Origin of the sequence: Enterococcus sp. 3C7_DIV0644 (genome assembly GCF_002141235.1) — a bacterium.
Lineage (GTDB): Bacteria > Bacillota > Bacilli > Lactobacillales > Enterococcaceae > Enterococcus_D > Enterococcus_D entomosocium.
On the sequence record NZ_NGLK01000001.1, the window covers coordinates 32,135 to 50,554 of the forward strand.

The 18,420-nt window shown below is 43.8% G+C and carries 17 protein-coding genes; 15 read left to right on the forward strand and 2 right to left on the reverse strand.

Going from position 1 to position 18,420, the window contains the following annotated elements:
* Nucleotides 1-30: 30 nt before the first annotated feature.
* The gene (locus A5877_RS00165) at nt 31-474 is read right to left on the reverse strand and encodes a GNAT family N-acetyltransferase (protein ID WP_086316112.1); all 444 of its coding nucleotides are present in this window, start codon (nt 472-474) and stop codon (nt 31-33) included.
* Nucleotides 475-544: 70 nt separating this feature from the next.
* On the opposite strand from A5877_RS00165, the gene A5877_RS00170 reads away from it, so the two are divergent.
* The 4 genes from A5877_RS00170 to cls all read left to right on the forward strand — a co-directional run bounded on the left by A5877_RS00170 (nt 545) and on the right by cls (nt 7,502).
* Entirely contained in the window at nt 545-1,597 is a 1,053-nt protein-coding gene (locus A5877_RS00170) for a hypothetical protein (RefSeq protein WP_086316113.1), read from the forward strand.
* Nucleotides 1,598-1,948: 351 nt separating this feature from the next.
* On the forward strand, nt 1,949-4,591 hold the full coding sequence (alaS, locus tag A5877_RS00175; RefSeq protein ID WP_086316114.1) for an alanine--tRNA ligase: 2,643 nt from the start codon (nt 1,949-1,951) through the stop codon (nt 4,589-4,591).
* Nucleotides 4,592-4,868: 277 nt separating this feature from the next.
* A complete protein-coding gene (locus tag A5877_RS00180) occupies nt 4,869-6,011 on the forward strand; it encodes a cation diffusion facilitator family transporter (RefSeq protein WP_005236009.1) in 1,143 nt (380 codons plus the stop codon).
* A gap of 24 nt (nt 6,012-6,035) precedes the next feature.
* Nucleotides 6,036-7,502 carry a cardiolipin synthase gene (gene cls / locus A5877_RS00185; RefSeq protein WP_008379854.1) on the forward strand — a complete coding sequence of 489 codons (1,467 nt, stop codon included), beginning with the start codon at nt 6,036-6,038 and terminating at the stop codon, nt 7,500-7,502.
* On the opposite strand, the gene A5877_RS00190 is transcribed toward cls, so the two are convergent.
* Complete coding sequence (locus A5877_RS00190) at nt 7,482-7,898, reverse strand: ribonuclease HI family protein (protein WP_005236004.1); 417 nt, start codon at nt 7,896-7,898, stop codon at nt 7,482-7,484. The genes cls and A5877_RS00190 overlap by 21 nt on opposite strands.
* A 65-nt stretch (nt 7,899-7,963) precedes the next feature.
* Between A5877_RS00190 and A5877_RS00195 the strand changes: the two genes are divergently transcribed.
* The 11 genes from A5877_RS00195 (at nt 7,964) to A5877_RS00245 (ending at nt 18,419) form a co-directional block, all read left to right on the forward strand.
* Nucleotides 7,964-8,374, forward strand: coding sequence for an EbsA family protein (locus A5877_RS00195; protein WP_086316115.1), 411 nt, complete (start codon nt 7,964-7,966; stop codon nt 8,372-8,374).
* Nucleotides 8,375-8,583: 209 nt separating this feature from the next.
* Nucleotides 8,584-10,254 (forward strand): formate--tetrahydrofolate ligase, encoded by a 1,671-nt coding sequence (locus A5877_RS00200; RefSeq protein WP_086316116.1) that lies wholly within the window; start codon nt 8,584-8,586, stop codon nt 10,252-10,254.
* Between the two features lie 228 nt (nt 10,255-10,482).
* Complete coding sequence (locus A5877_RS00205) at nt 10,483-10,890, forward strand: hypothetical protein (protein WP_005235998.1); 408 nt, start codon at nt 10,483-10,485, stop codon at nt 10,888-10,890.
* On the forward strand, nt 10,883-11,590 hold the full coding sequence (locus A5877_RS00210; protein ID WP_005235996.1) for a CBS domain-containing protein: 708 nt from the start codon (nt 10,883-10,885) through the stop codon (nt 11,588-11,590). The genes A5877_RS00205 and A5877_RS00210 overlap by 8 nt, the downstream gene beginning before the upstream one ends.
* Nucleotides 11,587-12,072, forward strand: a complete 486-nt coding sequence (gene lspA / locus A5877_RS00215; protein WP_005226122.1) for a signal peptidase II — start codon at nt 11,587-11,589, stop codon at nt 12,070-12,072. Before A5877_RS00210 ends, lspA begins: the two co-directional genes overlap by 4 nt.
* Nucleotides 12,056-12,964 carry an RluA family pseudouridine synthase gene (locus A5877_RS00220; RefSeq protein WP_061054170.1) on the forward strand — a complete coding sequence of 303 codons (909 nt, stop codon included), beginning with the start codon at nt 12,056-12,058 and terminating at the stop codon, nt 12,962-12,964. The genes lspA and A5877_RS00220 overlap by 17 nt, the downstream gene beginning before the upstream one ends.
* Before the next feature lie 243 nt (nt 12,965-13,207).
* Entirely contained in the window at nt 13,208-13,744 is a 537-nt protein-coding gene (gene pyrR, locus A5877_RS00225) for a bifunctional pyr operon transcriptional regulator/uracil phosphoribosyltransferase PyrR (RefSeq protein WP_005235992.1), read from the forward strand.
* Between the two features lie 19 nt (nt 13,745-13,763).
* Complete coding sequence (locus A5877_RS00230) at nt 13,764-15,044, forward strand: solute carrier family 23 protein (protein WP_005235990.1); 1,281 nt, start codon at nt 13,764-13,766, stop codon at nt 15,042-15,044.
* A gap of 47 nt (nt 15,045-15,091) precedes the next feature.
* Nucleotides 15,092-16,018 carry an aspartate carbamoyltransferase catalytic subunit gene (locus A5877_RS00235; protein WP_005235988.1) on the forward strand — a complete coding sequence of 309 codons (927 nt, stop codon included), beginning with the start codon at nt 15,092-15,094 and terminating at the stop codon, nt 16,016-16,018.
* 36 nt (nt 16,019-16,054) lie between these two features.
* Nucleotides 16,055-17,338, forward strand: coding sequence for a dihydroorotase (locus A5877_RS00240; RefSeq protein ID WP_086316117.1), 1,284 nt, complete (start codon nt 16,055-16,057; stop codon nt 17,336-17,338).
* Nucleotide 17,339: 1 nt separating this feature from the next.
* Entirely contained in the window at nt 17,340-18,419 is a 1,080-nt protein-coding gene (locus A5877_RS00245; protein ID WP_005235984.1) for a carbamoyl phosphate synthase small subunit, read from the forward strand.
* Nucleotide 18,420 lies beyond the last annotated feature (1 nt).

Sequence of the window (18,420 nt, forward strand, 5' to 3'; positions counted from 1 at the left end):
GCATACCAAAACAGCAGTCAAGGAAGAGAACTACTCTTCCTTGGCTGCTGTTTTTAATTGTTTGGTCATTTCTACACACAATACGCCATCTTCAGCATAGGGTTCAGATGTTTTTTGATACCCACAGGATTCATAAAACGCACAAGCGTCGATCTCTGCGGATAACACTGATTGGAGGGCACCCTCTTGGGCACCACGCATTTCGAGATAATGCAATAATTTGGTGCCGTATCCTTGGTGCCGATAGGCCTTAGCTACGCAAAAGCGATCAGGTTGCAGAGTGTTCGGTGAAGAGAATTGATAGCGAATGGTCGCGATCGGGATGCGTCCATCTAACCAAAGATAGTATGGGCAAGTTTGGTCTTTTTCATCAAATTCCCAATCTATAGGAATGTGCTGTTCTTCCACAAAAACGGCTTGCCGCAGGGCGAAAACCGCTTGTAGCATCCACGGACTGCGTCCAAAATAAAGCATCAGTCGTTTTCCTCCTTTTTCGTGGTATACTCGTTATATAGTAATTGTAGCAGATGAGAGGAGAAATGACGTGGATTTTTTTGAGGCGTTACAATGGTCAAATTGGAAGACACTGTCCTTTGAAATCAAAGAACAGCTGATCCAGCAAATTTTAATGTATTTTGTCAGTCCTTTAAAGGAGATCACCGATGTCCATTTTAGTCAGTTGACGTATGCAGGATTGAAATGTGCTACCTTTGAATTAACGATCGATGGCGAAGACTTTGTCTTTATACCAGGGAACTCTGAGGCGATCTTAGGTTGGGATCTCGGTGTGCAAGGATTACCAGCTACTTGCTGGAGTAAAAATTGGCAGTCACCACCCAACGAGATCATTCGCCAGCTGGAAACAATCTATGAGTTAGAAACCAGCCAGGATTGGGGGATTTTTGTCAATGAGTCTACGAGCCCTTTGCGCAAAGCTGTGATTGATCCTATGCTAGTCCAAAAAAGTTCTCTGCCTGCTGGCGCAAGGTATATCGGGCAGTTAAATACAATCACTGGGGAGTTTCACGGGTTAGTCGATCAATTCAGTGCTTTCGAAAAAGAGCTAAAGGCACAATTCACAGCACCAGCGTCCTTTGAGGAAAGCTTGCGTTGGGAATTACCCGCTTTTTATCACGAAGAGAATCGCTATTTTGCTGCACTCGAGCCGTTATCGGAAACCTATCAGTTATTTACCCACGAATCCGTCAGTCAAACAGAATTGAAACAGCAGTTAGACAAACAAGGCTTTCAGCTGCTATCAGAGGATCAATGGGAATACGTTTGCGGTGCTGCGACTCGGCGACTTTTTCGCTGGGGCAATGAAAAGTCCTGCGACGATGGTGTCTCTTTGTCAACCGCTGAATTGCTTGAACCGAATTTATTTGGCTGCACCTATGGGCTTGCGGATGCTTGGGAGCTGACAGATGGCTTGTCTTTAAAAATGGAGAACTGGCAGATTTGTGGGCATCCTTTATTCGATGCCTTGCCATATGCCAGTTATTACCGTTCACGGAAAATGCTGCAGCCAGATCAAAAGCTTTCTCCCCAGAGCTATCGTTACCGCAAAGCGATTCTGATCAACAAAGAACGGATTTGAGGATTGACTTTTTCGAAACATTTCCTTATACTTTGAATGACGAAGGATATGGTCGGTTTGATGATTCATTACAGAAAGTTTTTCATTGCTGAGAGAAAAACATGAATTCGGACGGATTGCTCCCTTTGGTGCTCAACTGCAGCAGAAATGTTGCCGTCCACTCCGCGTTAACGAGTCTAAGAGGTAATGAGTCACATCATTGCAAGCAAGGTGGTACCGCGTATCGACGTCCTTGCTCTGCAATGGTGTTTTTTTATCGTCAAAATGACTCTACAGGCATAAGAGCGCCTTACCAGCAATTTTGTCAGCCCCTGTATCTTAAGCGAACACAGAAGAAAGTAGGAGAATAACGTGAAACAATTATCCAGTGCAGAAGTACGCCAAATGTTTTTGGACTTCTTTCAATCAAAAGGACATTCCATCGAGCCGAGTGCGTCCCTTGTTCCAGTCAACGATCCAACCCTGTTATGGATCAATTCAGGGGTGGCAACGCTAAAAAAATATTTTGATGGCAGTGTTGTTCCTGAAAACCCAAGAATGACCAATGCGCAAAAATCGATTCGGACTAACGACATTGAAAACGTTGGGAAAACAGCAAGACATCATACGATGTTTGAAATGCTAGGCAACTTTTCAATCGGCGATTACTTCAAAAATGAGGCGATCCATTGGGCATGGGAGTTTTTGACCTCACCAGAATGGATGGCTTTTGATCCAGACAAATTATATGTCACGGTTTATCCAAAAGACACAGAAGCAAAACGGATTTGGGAAGAGGAAGTCGGCTTACCAACAGAGCATATCGTTGAGATTGAAGACAACTTTTGGGACATCGGTGCAGGACCTTGTGGACCGGATTCAGAGATTTTCTATGACCGTGGTCCTGAGTTTAATGACGTAGCGGAAGATGATCCCGAAAACTACCCTGGTGGCGAAAATGAACGCTATTTGGAAATCTGGAATCTGGTCTTTTCAGAATTCAATCATCAACCAGATGGCTCCTATGAACCACTACCACATAAAAACATTGATACGGGGATGGGGCTGGAACGAATGGTTTCCATCGTTCAAAATGCACCAACCAATTTTGAAACAGACTTGTTTCTGCCGATCATTAATGCAGTGGCAGATTTAAGCGGTCGTGTGAACTACGGCGACAGCAAAACGACAGATATCTCCTTTAAAGTGATTGCAGACCATATCCGCGCACTTTCTTTTGCGATCGGCGATGGGGCACTTCCTTCAAATGAAGGTCGTGGCTATGTTTTACGTCGTTTATTACGTCGTGCAGTCATGCATGGGAAAAAATTAGGGATCGATACTGCCTTCTTATACAAATTAGTACCGATCGTTGGCGAGATCATGGAAAGCTACTATCCTGAAGTACTAGAGCAGCAAGAATTTATTGAGAAAGTGATCCGCAACGAGGAAGAACGTTTCCATGAAACGATCAATGAAGGGTTAGATATTTTAAATCAAGTGATCGCCCAAGTAAAAGCAGACGGTCAAGATACGTTAGCTGGTCAAGATATTTTCAAATTGTATGACACTTACGGCTTCCCAGTTGAATTGACAGAAGAAGTGGCGGAAGACGAAGGGTTGAAAGTGGACCACCAAGGGTTTGAACAAGAAATGGATGCACAACGTACCCGCGCTCGTGCGGCTCGACAAACGGAGCTTTCAATGGGCGTACAATCCGCTTTATTGACAGATATCAAAGTAGACAGCCGTTTCGTTGGCTATGATTCACTTGAAGCAAACAGCGAATTATTAGTGATCATCCAAGACGAAGCGTTACATGATTCTGTTTCGACAGGTGAAGCAAAACTGATTTTTGCCGAAACACCATTTTACGCAGAAATGGGTGGACAAGTTGCGGATACAGGCACGATCGTAGCGGAAGATGGTACGATTGTAGCGGAAGTGACGGATGTCAAAAAAGCACCGAACGGTCAGTTCTTGCATACTGCTACAATCAAAGCGCCACTAAAAGAAGGCGTGAACTATTTCTTACAAGTGGATCAGCATCGTCGCAATAAGATCATTAAAAATCATACGGCGACTCACTTATTGCATAAAGCCTTAAAAGAAGTATTAGGCAGCCATGCGAACCAAGCAGGTTCATTAGTTGCTCCAGGACATTTGCGCTTTGACTTTAGTCATTTTGGGCAAGTGACCAGCGAAGAGCTGAGCCAAATGGAACAAATCGTCAACCAGAAAATTTGGGAAGCTCTTCCTGTTGTGACGATCGAAACGGATATCGATACCGCAAAAGGCATGGGAGCGATGGCACTCTTTGGTGAAAAATATGGGCATGACGTTCGCGTCGTCAATGTTGCCGATTGGTCGATCGAATTATGTGGGGGAACCCATGTAGCAAATACGGAGGATATCGGTATTTTCAAAATCGTTTCTGAATCAGGGATCGGTGCTGGTGTTCGTCGGATCGAAGCAGTGACTAGTCAAGAAGCTTATACGTTATTGCATGAAGAAGAAGCGCAATTAAAAGCAATTGCAGGGATCGTTAAATCCGCCCAATTAAAAGAAGTCGTTGCCAAAACAGAACAACTGCAAGCGCAGCTGCGTGAATTGCAAAAAGAAAACGAAGCTCTTGCCAGCAAGTTAGCAAACCAGCAAGCAGGGGATGTTTTCAAGGATGTCAAAGAAGTAAATGGTCTGCGTCTGATCACAGCAAAAGTGACTGTAAAGGACATGAACCAATTACGTCAACTAGCTGACCAATGGAAACAAAAAGACCATTCTGATATTTTAGTGTTAGCTACCGCGAATGATGGCAAAGTGAATCTTTTAGCTGCCATGAACAAAGCAGCCAACGAAAAAGGATTGAAAGCAGGCGATTTGATCAAAGAGATCGCACCTAAAGTTGGCGGCGGCGGTGGCGGTCGTCCTGATATGGCACAAGCCGGCGGGAAGAATCCAGAAGGAATCGCAGCAGCACTTGAGACAGCAGCAGCGTGGTTAGCTGCCAAGTAAGCACACTATGGTTGAATCTGTACCCGCGAGTTCCTTTCCTTCTAAGAAGATAGGTGAAAGAGGAGCGTAGGTCTTTAACACATTCCTTTTTTGAACGAAGATGACGGAGGGGGAGACCCTTCCGTTATCTTTTTCCTTTTTTCCTACGTGTTATCTGAAAATGCGTTTGATAATTGAAGGGAATTCGCTTTTTTTTCGAAAAAACGATACGAATAGTTGTTTAATTGAATTCCTTCGGGGTAAAATAAGAAAGATGGTTTTTTGAGAGGGTGATGATTTGCTAAACTTTTTTTTAAATCGCAGCAAAAAAAATGGTGTCTACGAACGTACAGCCATCGGGAAGTTAGCAGGAAGCCTCGGGTTGCTTTCCAACTTACTATTATTTGCTGGGAAATTTATCATTGGCTTATCTGCCCAGTCTGTTTCGATTATGGCAGATGCCATCAACAGTCTTTCAGATACCGCTTCGTCTATTTTAACATTGATCGGTTTTCGGATCTCTGCGAAACCAGCCGACAGTGAACATCCATATGGTCATGAGCGATTTGAAGCCATCAGTGGGTTTGTAGTATCTTTGATCATCACGTTTGTTGGCGGCCAATTTCTCATCAGCTCTGTGCAACGCATCATGGAACCGACGAGTATCCGTCTTTCCCCACTATTGTTTATCGTTTTGGTTTTATCGATTTTGATCAAAATCTGGCAGGGAGCGATGTACCGCAAACTGGCGAACCTGATTGGCTCTCAAACACTTAAAGCCAGTGGGCAAGACAGTCTCAACGATGTGTATACAACGGGTGCGGTTTTGTTTTCAGCGACGATCGAGTGGTTGACTGGCCTACGTATCGATGGCTTTGTCGGCTGTCTGATTGCCTTGTATATTTTGATTAGCGGAATCAAAATGATTCGTTCCTTTATCAACGAATTATTAGGGGCACGCCCAACGCAAGAAGAAGTAGCTGCCATGGAGCAGCGCTTGGATCACTATCCGACGATTCTCGGTTACCATGATTTACTGGTTCATAATTATGGACCGAAAAATCGCTTTGCCAGTGTGCATATCGAAGTGGATGAAACGTGGTCTTTACGAGAAGCGCATGAGGTGATTGATGCGATTGAACAAGATTTTCGCCAATCTTTAAAGGTCGACCTTGTCTGTCACCTTGATCCAGTACCAATTCAAGATCAGCAGTATCGGTATTTAAAAAAAGAAGTGTCAAAGATCATTCGCTTCGTTGATCCGCAGTTACGGATGCATGATTTTCAGGTCAAAGGAGATCTGTTGGCTTTTGATTTAGTGATTCCCGCAAAATCGGCGTATAGTGATCAAGAAATCGAAGAAATGCTGAAACAAAAAATCAAAGAAACACTAGGGGACTATGAATTGAAGCTTGCTTTCGATCATAGTTACCTATTATAGGGTTACAGGATATAGGAGGAAACTATGATAAAAATGGATATGAGCATGATTTCCACGGTATTATTGGCACTTTTGTTTATTAATACGATTGCTGCCTTTATTACTGTTTTTCGGAAACCACGCTCGATTGCAAGTGTCTTTGCTTGGATGATGACGTTGGTATTCATCCCCGGCATCGGGTTTTTGTTGTACTTGTTTTGTGGTCGGGGGATCGACGGAGAAATTATTTATAAATTTAGTGAGCACCACCAAAGTAGGATCAATGAGTTGAATCAAATCATCAAAGTGCACAATTATTCTTTTCCTGAACATCCTTACTCAGATGACAATCATCTATTAGAGCGCTATTTTAAGAACCTTGATGAATCGCCCTTGACGAAAGGAAACAAAGTAGAATTTTATACTGATGGAAAAGAAAAATTTGCAGCATTGTTTGAGGACATGAAGCAAGCAGAAGATAATCTGCATGTGGAGTATTATTCGTTTTTTAATGATGAGATCGGTGGCCAATTCTTGTCAATCTTGATCGATAAAGCCCGTGAAGGTGTTGAAGTGCGTTTGGTCTATGATCCATGGGGGTCACCGAAGGCCAATCGGAAATTCTTTCAACCGTTGATTGATGCCGGTGGAAAAGTCGTGCCTTTCATCACTTCGAAGAACCTGATCCGCAACACACGATTGAACTACCATCTACATCGAAAAATCGTTGTGATCGACGGTCAAATTGGGTGGACTGGCGGCTTTAATGTCGGCGATCAATATTTAGGGAAAAAGGCCAAATTTGGCTATTGGCGAGACACCCATGCGAGAATCGTAGGTACTGCCAGTTTTACACTACAAGAGATTTTTATTCGTGACTGGAACGCATCTGTAAAAAAAGAAGAGGATCAACTGGAATACGAGGATCGCTACTTTATTCTACCGCCGAAAGAGCTCTCTGGAAATGTTGATTTGCAGATTGTCGCTGATGGTCCTGAAAGTGAGACCCAAATTCTCAAAGGCGGTTTTGTAAAAATGATCTTAGCTGCCAAAGAATCGATTTGGATCCAAACGCCTTATTTGATTCCTGATGACAGTATGATGAACGCATTGGAAATTGCCATCCACTCAGGTGTAGACGTCCGAATCATGATCCCATGTATGCCTGACCACCCATTCATTTACCGGGCAACACAGCATTATGCCAATTATTTGCATCGTCGTGGTGCAAAAATCTACATCTATAACAATGGTTTCCTCCATGCGAAGACGGTCATGATGGATGATACCATTAGTTCCTTTGGGACGACAAATCAAGACATTCGGAGTTATGCCTTGAATTTTGAAGTCAATGCTTTTGCCTACGATCACGATGTCACGCAAACGTTGAAAGGCTTCTTTGAAGAGGATATGGCGCAATCAACATTACTGACGGATGAAATTTTAGCTAAGCAGTCTTACTGGTTGCGCTTCAAACAAAACTTCTCTCGGTTATTGTCTCCGATCCTTTAATTTCAACGCCTTTGCTAATCCTTGGCGTGCCAAATGGTCGGCACCTTTGTTTTGGCTCTCAGGGATCCATTGGATGATCGCTAAAGGGAACTGTTTCAACAAGCATTGAATTTCCGTTAAATAATCAGAAAAAGCAGGGTTTTTGGTATAATTCTTGTCGATAGTCTGCGCAACGACTTTGCTGTCGGTATAGAGCATAATCGTCTGTTCCTGTAACCCTTTGTCAATCAGCAGCTGCAACGCGTTTACCATCACAGCGAACTCTGCTTGGTGGTTGGTTGAATCAGGTAGCGGAAACGCAATTTGCTCATGCAGATCAGTACCGACAATGACGATTCCACCGCCACTAGGGCCGGGGTTGCCTTTCGTGGAAGCATCAAGATAAACTTTTAACATTGTCTCACCCTTTTTTGATATGATAAAGATAGTATACTAGAAATTTTATGTTGTGAGGAACTTTTATGAAGCGTAAATTGTATTGGCAACCGGAAGCTGCTACAGCGATCATTTATTGGTCGTTTACTATGATGATATTATTTATCAGTTTGATTCTTTCGTTAGAAAATACCAGACCTTATTGGAAAAGCAACCTCGTTTTAGCCGTCTTTTTCTTTTTTGTATGGTTAGGTATTCATCGAAGCATACTCATCAGGAATGATTTGCTCCTTATTCGCTATGCCCGCTTATGGAAGAAAAGTCTTGTTTCTTTACCTGAGATAGAAAAATGGCAAATTAAAAACCGTTTAATAAGCATTACCGATTATCAAAAAACGTATACCTTCACGTTGCGTAAAAAAGATGTGGTATGGTTAGAAACTTTTTTTCAAGAAAAAATCCCTGAAAAAAGGGTGCAGGTCGAAACCAACGAGTAATTCATAGAAATCTAGAAAACAGCGATCACTCCTTTTGGCGGTACAGCCTTAGGAAGGACGTTGTTTTTTGTTTACATAGAGGATTCGGCAAACTTCTTGTAAAAGTGTGGAAAATCTCTCTTTCTTTCTGAATAAAATCAAGTATAATAAGAGCATAGCAAACGAAATACATTTTAAAGTGCTAAATAGTTCGTGAATTGAGGGTAAAAATGAAATCAGATATCGAAATTGCACAAGAATCAACGCCTAAACCGATTATTGAAATTGCTGAACCACTTGGTTTAACAGGGGATGACCTGGAACTTTATGGCAAATATAAAGCAAAAATCGAATGGTCGGCAATCAAAGAAAAAGCAAACAAGCCGTTAGGTAAGCTTATTTTAGTCACAGCCATCAGCCCGACACCAGCAGGGGAAGGTAAATCAACGGTGACCATCGGACTTGCGGATGCCCTGAATCAAATCGGGAAACAAACCGTCATTGCTTTGCGGGAGCCATCATTGGGCCCAGTAATGGGCATCAAAGGCGGCGCCACCGGCGGCGGCAAAGCACAAGTTCTACCGATGGAAGACATCAACTTACATTTCACAGGTGATATGCATGCGATCACGGCTGCCAATAACGCCTTGTCTGCGTTGATCGACAATCATATCCAACAAGGCAACGAATTAGGGATCGACGGACGTCGGGTCACATGGAAACGCGTTGTCGATTTGAATGATCGAGCGTTACGACAAGTGATTGTCGGTCTAGGGGGACCGTTACAAGGCGTTCCCCGAGAAGACGGTTTTGACATCACCGTTGCTAGTGAAATCATGGCGATTTTGTGCTTGGCAACAAGCATTGATAATTTAAAAGAGCGATTAGGAAAGATTTTAATTGGTTATTCTTTTGAGAAACAACCAATTTACGTAAAAGATTTGGCGGTCCAAGGTGCTTTAACCTTACTTTTAAAAGATGCCCTCAAACCGAATCTCGTTCAAACGATTGAAGGAACCCCTGCGCTGATCCATGGCGGACCTTTTGCGAATATCGCCCATGGGTGTAACAGTGTCATCGCAACCGAGACTGCTTTGCACTTAGGCAAATACACGGTGACCGAAGCTGGGTTTGGTGCTGACTTAGGCGCAGAGAAATTTCTTGATATCAAAACACCGAATTTATCAAAGGCACCAGATGCGATCGTAGTGGTAGCAACGATCAGAGCACTGAAGATGCATGGTGGGGTCGCTGTCGCTGATTTAGGGACAGAAAACTTAAAAGCATTAGAGCGAGGCTTCAGTAATTTAAAGCGTCATGTTGAAAACATGCGTAAATATGGTATTCCAGTTGTCGTTGCGCTTAATGAGTTCTCACAAGACACAGAAGCGGAGCGAACATTAGTCGAAACCTTGTGCCAGCAAATCGACGTCACCATCGCACGGACAGCCGTTTGGGCAGAAGGTGGCGCCGGTGGAACGGATCTAGCAAAAGCAGTGGTTCAACTAATCGAGGAAAAACCCGCCAACTATCATCGCTTGTATACCGACGATTTGCCTTTAGCGGATAAAGCTTCTTTGATCGTGCGGGAAATCTATGGAGGAGCTGAGGTTGAGTTTGCACCAAAAGCCAAAGCGCAGTTACAAAGCTTCAAAGAGCAAGGCTGGGATCAGCTGCCGATTTGTATGGCAAAAACCCAGTATTCCTTCAGTGATGATCCAAAGCGATTGGGCGCACCAGATGACTTTACAGTAACGATTCGCGAATTCGTGCCAAAATTAGGTGCTGGCTTTATCGTTGCCTTGACTGGTGCCGTGATGACAATGCCTGGATTACCGAAGAAACCTGCGGCTATCAATATGGACGTGACTTCTGATGGCCAAGCGATCGGTCTTTTCTAAAAGAGTGATCACAAGCAAAGAAGACATTCGCTGCATTTGAAACGAAAAAACGGAAAGAGATGATTTGAAAGGACGGATGCAAGCGGCATTCGTCTTTTTCTCGTTCATTAGACGTGATGGAAGATAAAAGTAGGGATTCTTGTTATAATAATCAAGGAAGCAAGCAAAAGTCTATTTTCTTTCTTTTGATAATCAAGTATACTTAACCAATTGAGGTGATCTTTGTCAATGGAGCTACAACTAACTAGGAGGACTGGTTTTTATGGAATGGGCAGTCCCTTAGAGGTCATGCAAGGAAAAAAAAGAATCGCTGCCATCAATCATCAGCAAACGATTTTTTTAGAGTTAGCTGAGCAGACACCGATTCGTGTGCGCATGTTTTTTTTAGAAAGTCAGCCTTTTCAGCTACCACAAGGCCAATCAGCGCTCAAGCTGGAGATCGTGATGAATCCTACGCTTAAAAGATTATATATCGGCTTTTATTTAAGCCTTTTTCTCATGATGGGGGTATTGGGCTTATTCTCTATCTCCCTTTACTCGTTGCTTTTTGTCGGGGTGTATTTGGTGGCATATTTTGTCTTTGTTTTGATTTATTTGAAAAAAGCGTATCTTATCAAGGAGGTTCCTCATGGCTAGTGGTGCAGATCAATTTTTGAGTAGTTTTAATCGAATCGAAAAGCGGCTTCGTGACGAATTGGATAATCCACGGAATATGGGTTTTTCTGAAATGGTTCGTCGCTTGTCAAAAAGCAAAAATATCAATGTCAGAAGAGCAGAAGATGATCTATTACAAATGGCTCAGCTGCGCAATGCCATCGTACATGAAAAAATCGGAGAAAACTTTGTCATTGCTGAACCGAATGAATGGGTCGTCAATCGCATTCAAGAAATTGAACGCTCTTTACTGGCACCTGAAAAAGTCATGCCGCGTTTTGCGAAACGAGTGACTGGTTTTGAAAAGCACCTGCCATTACCAGAGTTATTGAAAATCGTTGCCCAAAAGCGCTATTCACAATTTCCGATCTATGATAATGGTCGATTTTTGGGCTTGATCACTTTGCGGATGCTGGGATACTGGTTAGCGAAAGAAAGCCTCCATGGTGAAATCAAGTTGACAGGCAGAACGGCAGATGAATTATTAGCAGGAGATGGGAAACGATCAAATTATTGTTTCGTGTCGGCTGAAACGACCATCGTAGAAGTGGAAGAATTGTTTCAAAAAAATGCCCTGCTTGAGGCGGTTTTGATCACCAAGGATAAAAATCCGAATGGAAATCTCTTGGGCATCATCCGTCCACGAGATATTTTTAAAGAAGAAAGAGTGGAAAATTTATGATCGCGTTGTTTTTTTTGTTAAGTGCTGTTGTCATTGGCTTGGATCAATGGCTGAAAATTTGGATCGTTGCCAATTATCAACTAGGTGAAACACATTCTCTGATCGACAATGTGTTGTCCCTGACCTATCTTCAGAATACCGGTGCAGCTTGGAGTATTCTAGAAGGAAAAATCACTTTTTTTGCGATCATCACCGTTATCGCGGTTGCCGTCGTTGTTTACCTATTGTTTCGTTACCAAAAAAGCAGTTTGTGGTTTCGCTTCGGACTGGCATTTGTGCTAGGTGGCGCTATCGGAAACTTCATCGATCGCTTGCAGCATGGCTTTGTGGTGGACATGTTCCAGCTTGATTTTATCAATTTCCCAATTTTCAATATCGCTGATATGTCATTAGTGTTTGGGGTAATCTTGATTTTTATTTATGCACTGGTAGATGACGAAGCAAAAGGGAAACAAGGAGAATCAAATGGAAAAGCAAATTGAAGTAATCATTAAAGAAGAAAAAGGGCGGGTCGACAAAGTGTTGGCTGAACGCTTGCCTGACCATAGCCGTTCACAAGTTCAACAATGGCTGAAAGAAGATGCCGTTACTTTAGAAGGTGAAACGGTTCGGGCTAATTATAAAGTAAAAGCAGGCGATCACTTGGTCATCCAAGTGCCAGAGCCGGAAGTAGTAGATTTAGAGCCAGAAAATATTCCTTTGACGATCGTCTATCAAGATGCTGATGTGGCAGTCATCAACAAGCCGCAAGGGATGGTGGTTCATCCATCCGCTGGGCATCCAAATGGCACCTTGGTCAATGCGTTATTGTACCATATGGATGATTTATCCACGATCAATGATGTTGTTCGGCCAGGAATCGTTCATCGAATCGACAAAGATACGTCGGGTCTGTTAATGATTGCCAAAAATGATCAGGCGCATGAGTCGTTAGCGAAACAATTGAAAGACAAAACCTCGTTACGCAAGTATGTGGCATTGGTCCATGGCAATATCAGCCACGAAAAAGGCACGATCAATGCACCGATCGGCCGCTCGAAAGTCAATCGGAAAATGCAAGCCGTGATCGAGAATGGCAAACCCGCAGTGACTCATTTCACCGTGTTGGAACGCTTTGATCAATTTACCTTGGTGGAATTGCAATTGGAAACTGGAAGAACCCACCAAATTAGAGTGCATATGCAATATATCGGGTTCCCGTTAGCCGGTGACCCAATCTACGGACCAAAGCGTACCTTAAAAGGCAACGGCCAGTTTTTACACGCCAAGCTTTTAGGTTTCGCACATCCCGCTACGGGTGAGTCAATGGTCTTTGAAGCCCCATTACCAGAGCTGTTCGCGGACACGTTAAAAAAATTGCGAAAAAATGATTGATTTTTTTGTGTGAGAACTGTATAGTAATTGTAACAACTAAATAGCTCCTTTAAATGTAGTCCCGTGAGGCTAAGAAGGAATGAGTAAGCAGACGACTCCCGCGTTGGAGATTCGAACCCTTACTAGATGATAACGTGTACCCAAAATCCACAGAATGGGATTTTAGGCAACGATCGGAAAACATGACTCCTACCTCAAGCAGGTAGGAGTTTTTTTATGTTCAAAATTAGGAGGGAATAACATATGGCAGCGAAAGAAGTAGTAGATGCAGTAACAATGAAACGAGCGTTAACGCGGATCACCTATGAAATTATTGAAAGAAATCGCGGCATTGATAACTTGGTGCTGGTAGGAATCAAGACAAGAGGCATCTATATCGCTCAACGAATAGCAGAACGTTTAAAACAACTAGAAGGCGTAGAAGTACCTGTCGGTGAATTGGACATCACCTTGTACCGAGATGACAAAAAGGCAGAAGATGATCCAGAGATCCATTCATCAGACATCCCGACTGCCATTGATGGCAAAGAAGTCATCTTGATCGATGATGTCTTGTTTACAGGACGGACGATTCGGGCAGCTTTGGATGCCATCATGGATATTGGTCGACCAAAGCGAATCTCACTCGCCGTTCTAGTTGACCGCGGTCATCGTGAACTGCCGATTCGGGCAGATTTCGTTGGGAAAAATATTCCAACTGCTTTAAGTGAAGAAATTATCGTGGAGATGGAAGAATCAGATGGTTCTGACCGGATCATGATCAATAAAGAAAACGACTAGGAAGAAGAGTGACAGCAACATGCAGAAGCAAGAATTTCGTAATCCAGACGCAGTTTTAGACATCAAAGATCGGCCCAAAGCACTGCCTTGGTTAGGTCTAAGCTTACAACATCTTTTCACGATGTTTGGGGCAACAGTATTGGTTCCGATCCTCGTTGGGATCAACCCCAGCATCGCTTTAGTTAGTTCAGGTATTGGAACATTGGTTTACTTGGTCACAACGAAAGGGAAGATTCCTGCGTATCTAGGCAGCAGCTTTGCGTTTATCGCAGCGATGCAGATGCTGATGAAATCTGATGGCTACCCAGCTATCGCACAAGGCGCCATCACGACTGGGTTGGTTTACGTGATCGTTTCGATGATCATTAAACGTGCCGGTGCAGCTTGGTTGGATAAAATTTTACCACCGATCATTGTCGGTCCTGTGATTATGGTGATTGGATTAGGGTTAGCCGCTAACGCCGCCCAGAATGCAATGTACAATGACTCAGTCTACGATTTCAAGTACATTCTGGTAGCTTTGGCTACCTTAGGATTAACGATTTTCTTCAATATGTTTCTGCGAGGGTTTTTAGGATTGATCCCGATCCTTCTGGGGATCGTGGGCGGATACTTGATCGCCTTAGCAGCGGGGATCGTCGATGTGCAGCCCATCATTGACGCCAACTGGTTTGGCATGCCAAGCTTCGAGATTCCCTTCATTAACTATGAACCAAAACTGTATCTGAATGCAATCACTACGATGGCGCCGATCGCTTTTGTTACCATGACCGAACACATCGGTCATCTGATGGTCTTGAACAAATTAACGAAGCGGAACTTTTTTGAAGAGCCAGGCTTGAACCGAACACTATTGGGCGATGGGTTTGCTCAAATTGCAGCCGGTCTCGTTGGGGGCCCCCCAGTGACAAGTTACGGAGAAAACATTGGGGTTTTAGCAATTACACGGGTCCACAGTGTGTTCGTCATCGGTGGTGCAGCAGTTCTAGCCATCGTACTAGGCTTCGTTGGAAAACTAAGCGCATTGATCTTAAGTATTCCTGGTCCAGTCATCTCAGGGATCAGCTTCCTGCTCTTTGGTGTCATCGCTGCCAGCGGGTTGAAAATTTTGATCGACAACAAAATCGATTTTGATCGTAAGAAGAATTTGATCATTGCGTCAGTGATCCTTGTGGTAGGAATCGGCGGTCTTGTATTCACGGTCGGTACCTTCACATTATCCGCAATGGCGTTAGCAACTGTCCTAGGAATCTTCTTGAATCTTATTTTACCTGACAGCTCTCGCAGCGAAGAAAAATAACTTGTGCCAACTCATCGTTTAAACAGAATCAAAGGAGGAATTCATTCATGATTATTCAATCCGAAAGAATCAGCTTAAAGCATCTTTTGACGGTAGAAGCATTGACGGACCGTGAAGTGATGGGACTCATCCGCAGAGGACAAGAATTCAAAAGAGGGGCGAAATGGATGCCCCAAAAAGAACAATATTTCGCAACAAATCTCTTTTTTGAGAACAGTACCAGAACCCACAAAAGCTTCGATGTTGCTGAGAAAAAACTAGGGATCGAAGTCATCGAATTTGAAGCCTCCACCAGCTCTGTTCAAAAAGGCGAGACCTTGTATGACACGGTCTTGACGATGTCAGCTTTAGGTGTAGACGTTGCGGTCATTCGCCACGGCGATGAAAATTACTACGACGCTTTGATCCAAAGCAAAACGATCCAGTGCAGTATCATCAATGGCGGGGACGGCAGCGGCCAACACCCAACGCAATGCTTGCTAGATTTGATGACGATCTATGAAGAGTTTGGGCATTTTGACGACTTGAAAGTCGCAATCGTAGGTGATATCACCCACTCACGGGTCGCAAAATCAAACATGCAAATGTTGAAGCGTCTCGGAGCGAAAGTCTTCTTCTCAGGTCCAAAGGAATGGTATGACGAAGAATTTGAAGTATACGGTCATTGGCTACCATTAGACGAATTGGTTGCAGAAGTCGATGTTATGATGATGCTTCGTGTCCAGCACGAGCGCCATGATGGAACGGAAAGCTTTTCCAAAGAAGAATACTTAAAAAATCACGGGTTGACCGTCGAACGGGCCGCAAGAATGAAAGAGCATGCGATCATAATGCACCCAGCGCCGGTCAATCGCGATGTGGAATTGGCTGATGCCTTAGTTGAAAGCTTACGCTCACGAATCATCACACAGATGTCCAATGGCGTCTTTGTTCGAATGGCGATTCTTGAAGCGGTGTTGAACGGTAAGGCCTAACAGGCAAAAAGGAAAGAATTAGAGGAGGAAGTTTACATGAAAACACTCATTAAAAACGGTAAAATCATCAAAAAAGACAATCACTGTGTTCCTGCAGCAATTTGGATCGAAGAAGGAATCATTCGCGGGATCGGTACAGCATTTCCCGAAACAGATTTTGACGAAGTCATCGATGCCAAAGAGCAATTGATCACGCCAGGTTTAGTGGATGTTCATGTACACTTCAGAGAACCAGGCTTTGAGTACAAAGAAACAATTGAAACGGGCAGCATCGCAGCAGCTCGCGGTGGGTTCACGACAGTTTGCGCAATGCCAAACCTTGACCCAGTTCCCGATACACCGGAAAAATTAACAGCTGTTTACGAAAAAATCAACGCAGATGCGTCAATCAATGTCTTACAATACGCCCCGATCACAGAAAACTTACGCAGTGAAACGTTGACGGATGCAGCTGGAATGAAAGCTGCTGGCGCTTTCGCCTTGACGAACGATGGCGTGGGTGTTCAGACTGCTGGCACAATGTATCTGGCCATGAAGCAAGCAGCCGAAAATGACTTGGCCTTGGTTGCCCATACAGAAGATGACTCCTTACTCTTTGGCGGCGTGATGCATGCTGGTAAAAAAGCAGAAGAACTTGGACTACCGGGGATCTTGAGTGTAACGGAAGCTTCTCAAATCGCTCGTGATGTACTTTTGGCGGAAGCAACAGGTGCTCATTACCATGTCTGCCATGTCTCGACCAAAGAAAGTGTTCGAGTGATCCGAGATGCCAAAAAAGCTGGTATCCATGTGACAGCTGAAGTTTCTCCTCATCATTTGCTTCTAATCGATGAAGATATTCCTGCCGATGAAGGCTTTTGGAAAATGAACCCACCGTTACGTGGGCAAGAAGACCGTGAAGCGTTGATCGAAGGTCTGCTGGATGGCACGATCGATTGTATCGCGACGGATCATGCCCCACATGGCTATGAAGAAAAAATGAAAAGCTTTTTAAAAGCACCATTTGGCATCGTCGGATCAGAATATGCCTTCCAATTGTTGTACACTCATTTTGTCAAAATAGGACGCTTTACCTTGCAGCAACTAGTGGATTGGATGACCGTGAAACCAGCATCAATCTTTGGTCTAAGCGCCGGAACGATGATGGTCGGAGACAAAGCCGATCTCGCGATTTTTGACTTAGAATCAGCTTATAACGTGGATCCTAAGCAATTTCTATCAAAAGGAGTCAATACGCCTTTCGGTGGATGGACGTTATATGGGGATACAAGTTATACATTTGTAAATGGAAAATTAGTATGGCAAAAAGGTGGGCAATAATATGAAACGTTGGCTTATTTTAGAAGATGGAACATACTTTGAAGGCGAAGGCTTTGGTGCCAGTATCAATGTTTTTGGTGAGATTGTTTTTACCACCAGCATGACGGGCTATCAAGAAGCCATTACGGATCAAAGCTTTAACGGACAAATCATTACGTTTACGTATCCGATGGTTGGAAATTACGGCGTCAACCGAGACGACTACGAATCAATTTCACCGACTTGTAAAGGGGTCGTTGTGAAAGAACACGCGCGTCTAGCGAGCAATTGGCGGAAACAGCTGACGTTAGATGAATTTTTAAAACGCAAAAATATTCCAGGGATCGCAGGAATCGATACACGCGCGCTGACAAGAAAGATCCGTCAACATGGGACCATGAAAGCGAGTATCGTTGATGCAGGAGATGTCTTTGACCATGCCTTTGATCAATTAAAAGCGGCGGTTTTACCAACCAATCAAGTGGCACAAGTTTCTACCTCAAAACCTTATCCAAGTCCTGGAACGGGTCGCAATATCGTGGTCATCGACTTCGGCTTGAAGCACAGTATTTTACGGGAGTTGTCACGCCGCAACTGCAATTTAACGATTTTGCCATACAATACGACAGCGCAAGAAATTTTAGACCTCGCACCAGATGGTGTAATGCTGACAAATGGACCGGGTGATCCTAAAAGCTTGCCAGAAGCAATTAAAATGATACAAGGGATTCAAGGAAAGGTACCGATCTTCGGGATTTGTTTAGGCCATCAGCTCTTCTCATTAGCGAATGGGGCAGATACCTATAAAATGAAGTTCGGTCACCGCGGATTGAACCATCCGGTAAGAGAGATCGCCACTGGTCGGATCGATTTTACCTCACAAAACCATGGCTTTGCTGTGGATGAAGCATCCATCGATCCTGAAAAACTAATGGTGACACACGTCGAAGTGAACGATGGCACGATCGAAGGGGTTCGTCATCGCCGCTACCCAGCATTCAGTGTCCAATACCACCCAGATGCGGCACCGGGCCCGCATGATGCGGTCCACTTATTTGACGAATTTTTAGAGATGATCGATGCATGGAAGGAGCAGAACTAAT

What these genes read in the sequence shown, in the direction of transcription:
- A5877_RS00165 (WP_086316112.1), bottom strand. Translation starts at nt 474, where the DNA reads ATGCTTTATTTTGGACGCAGTCCGTGGATGCTACAAGCGGTTTTCGCC.
- cls (WP_008379854.1), top strand. Translation starts at nt 6,036, where the DNA reads ATGATAAAAATGGATATGAGCATGATTTCCACGGTATTATTGGCACTT.
- A5877_RS00190 (WP_005236004.1), bottom strand. Translation starts at nt 7,898, where the DNA reads ATGTTAAAAGTTTATCTTGATGCTTCCACGAAAGGCAACCCCGGCCCT.
- A5877_RS00195 (WP_086316115.1), top strand. Translation starts at nt 7,964, where the DNA reads ATGAAGCGTAAATTGTATTGGCAACCGGAAGCTGCTACAGCGATCATT.
- A5877_RS00200 (WP_086316116.1), top strand. Translation starts at nt 8,584, where the DNA reads ATGAAATCAGATATCGAAATTGCACAAGAATCAACGCCTAAACCGATT.
- A5877_RS00205 (WP_005235998.1), top strand. Translation starts at nt 10,483, where the DNA reads ATGGAGCTACAACTAACTAGGAGGACTGGTTTTTATGGAATGGGCAGT.
- A5877_RS00210 (WP_005235996.1), top strand. Translation starts at nt 10,883, where the DNA reads ATGGCTAGTGGTGCAGATCAATTTTTGAGTAGTTTTAATCGAATCGAA.
- lspA (WP_005226122.1), top strand. Translation starts at nt 11,587, where the DNA reads ATGATCGCGTTGTTTTTTTTGTTAAGTGCTGTTGTCATTGGCTTGGAT.
- A5877_RS00220 (WP_061054170.1), top strand. Translation starts at nt 12,056, where the DNA reads ATGGAAAAGCAAATTGAAGTAATCATTAAAGAAGAAAAAGGGCGGGTC.
- pyrR (WP_005235992.1), top strand. Translation starts at nt 13,208, where the DNA reads ATGGCAGCGAAAGAAGTAGTAGATGCAGTAACAATGAAACGAGCGTTA.
- A5877_RS00230 (WP_005235990.1), top strand. Translation starts at nt 13,764, where the DNA reads ATGCAGAAGCAAGAATTTCGTAATCCAGACGCAGTTTTAGACATCAAA.
- A5877_RS00235 (WP_005235988.1), top strand. Translation starts at nt 15,092, where the DNA reads ATGATTATTCAATCCGAAAGAATCAGCTTAAAGCATCTTTTGACGGTA.
- A5877_RS00240 (WP_086316117.1), top strand. Translation starts at nt 16,055, where the DNA reads ATGAAAACACTCATTAAAAACGGTAAAATCATCAAAAAAGACAATCAC.
- A5877_RS00245 (WP_005235984.1), top strand. Translation starts at nt 17,340, where the DNA reads ATGAAACGTTGGCTTATTTTAGAAGATGGAACATACTTTGAAGGCGAA.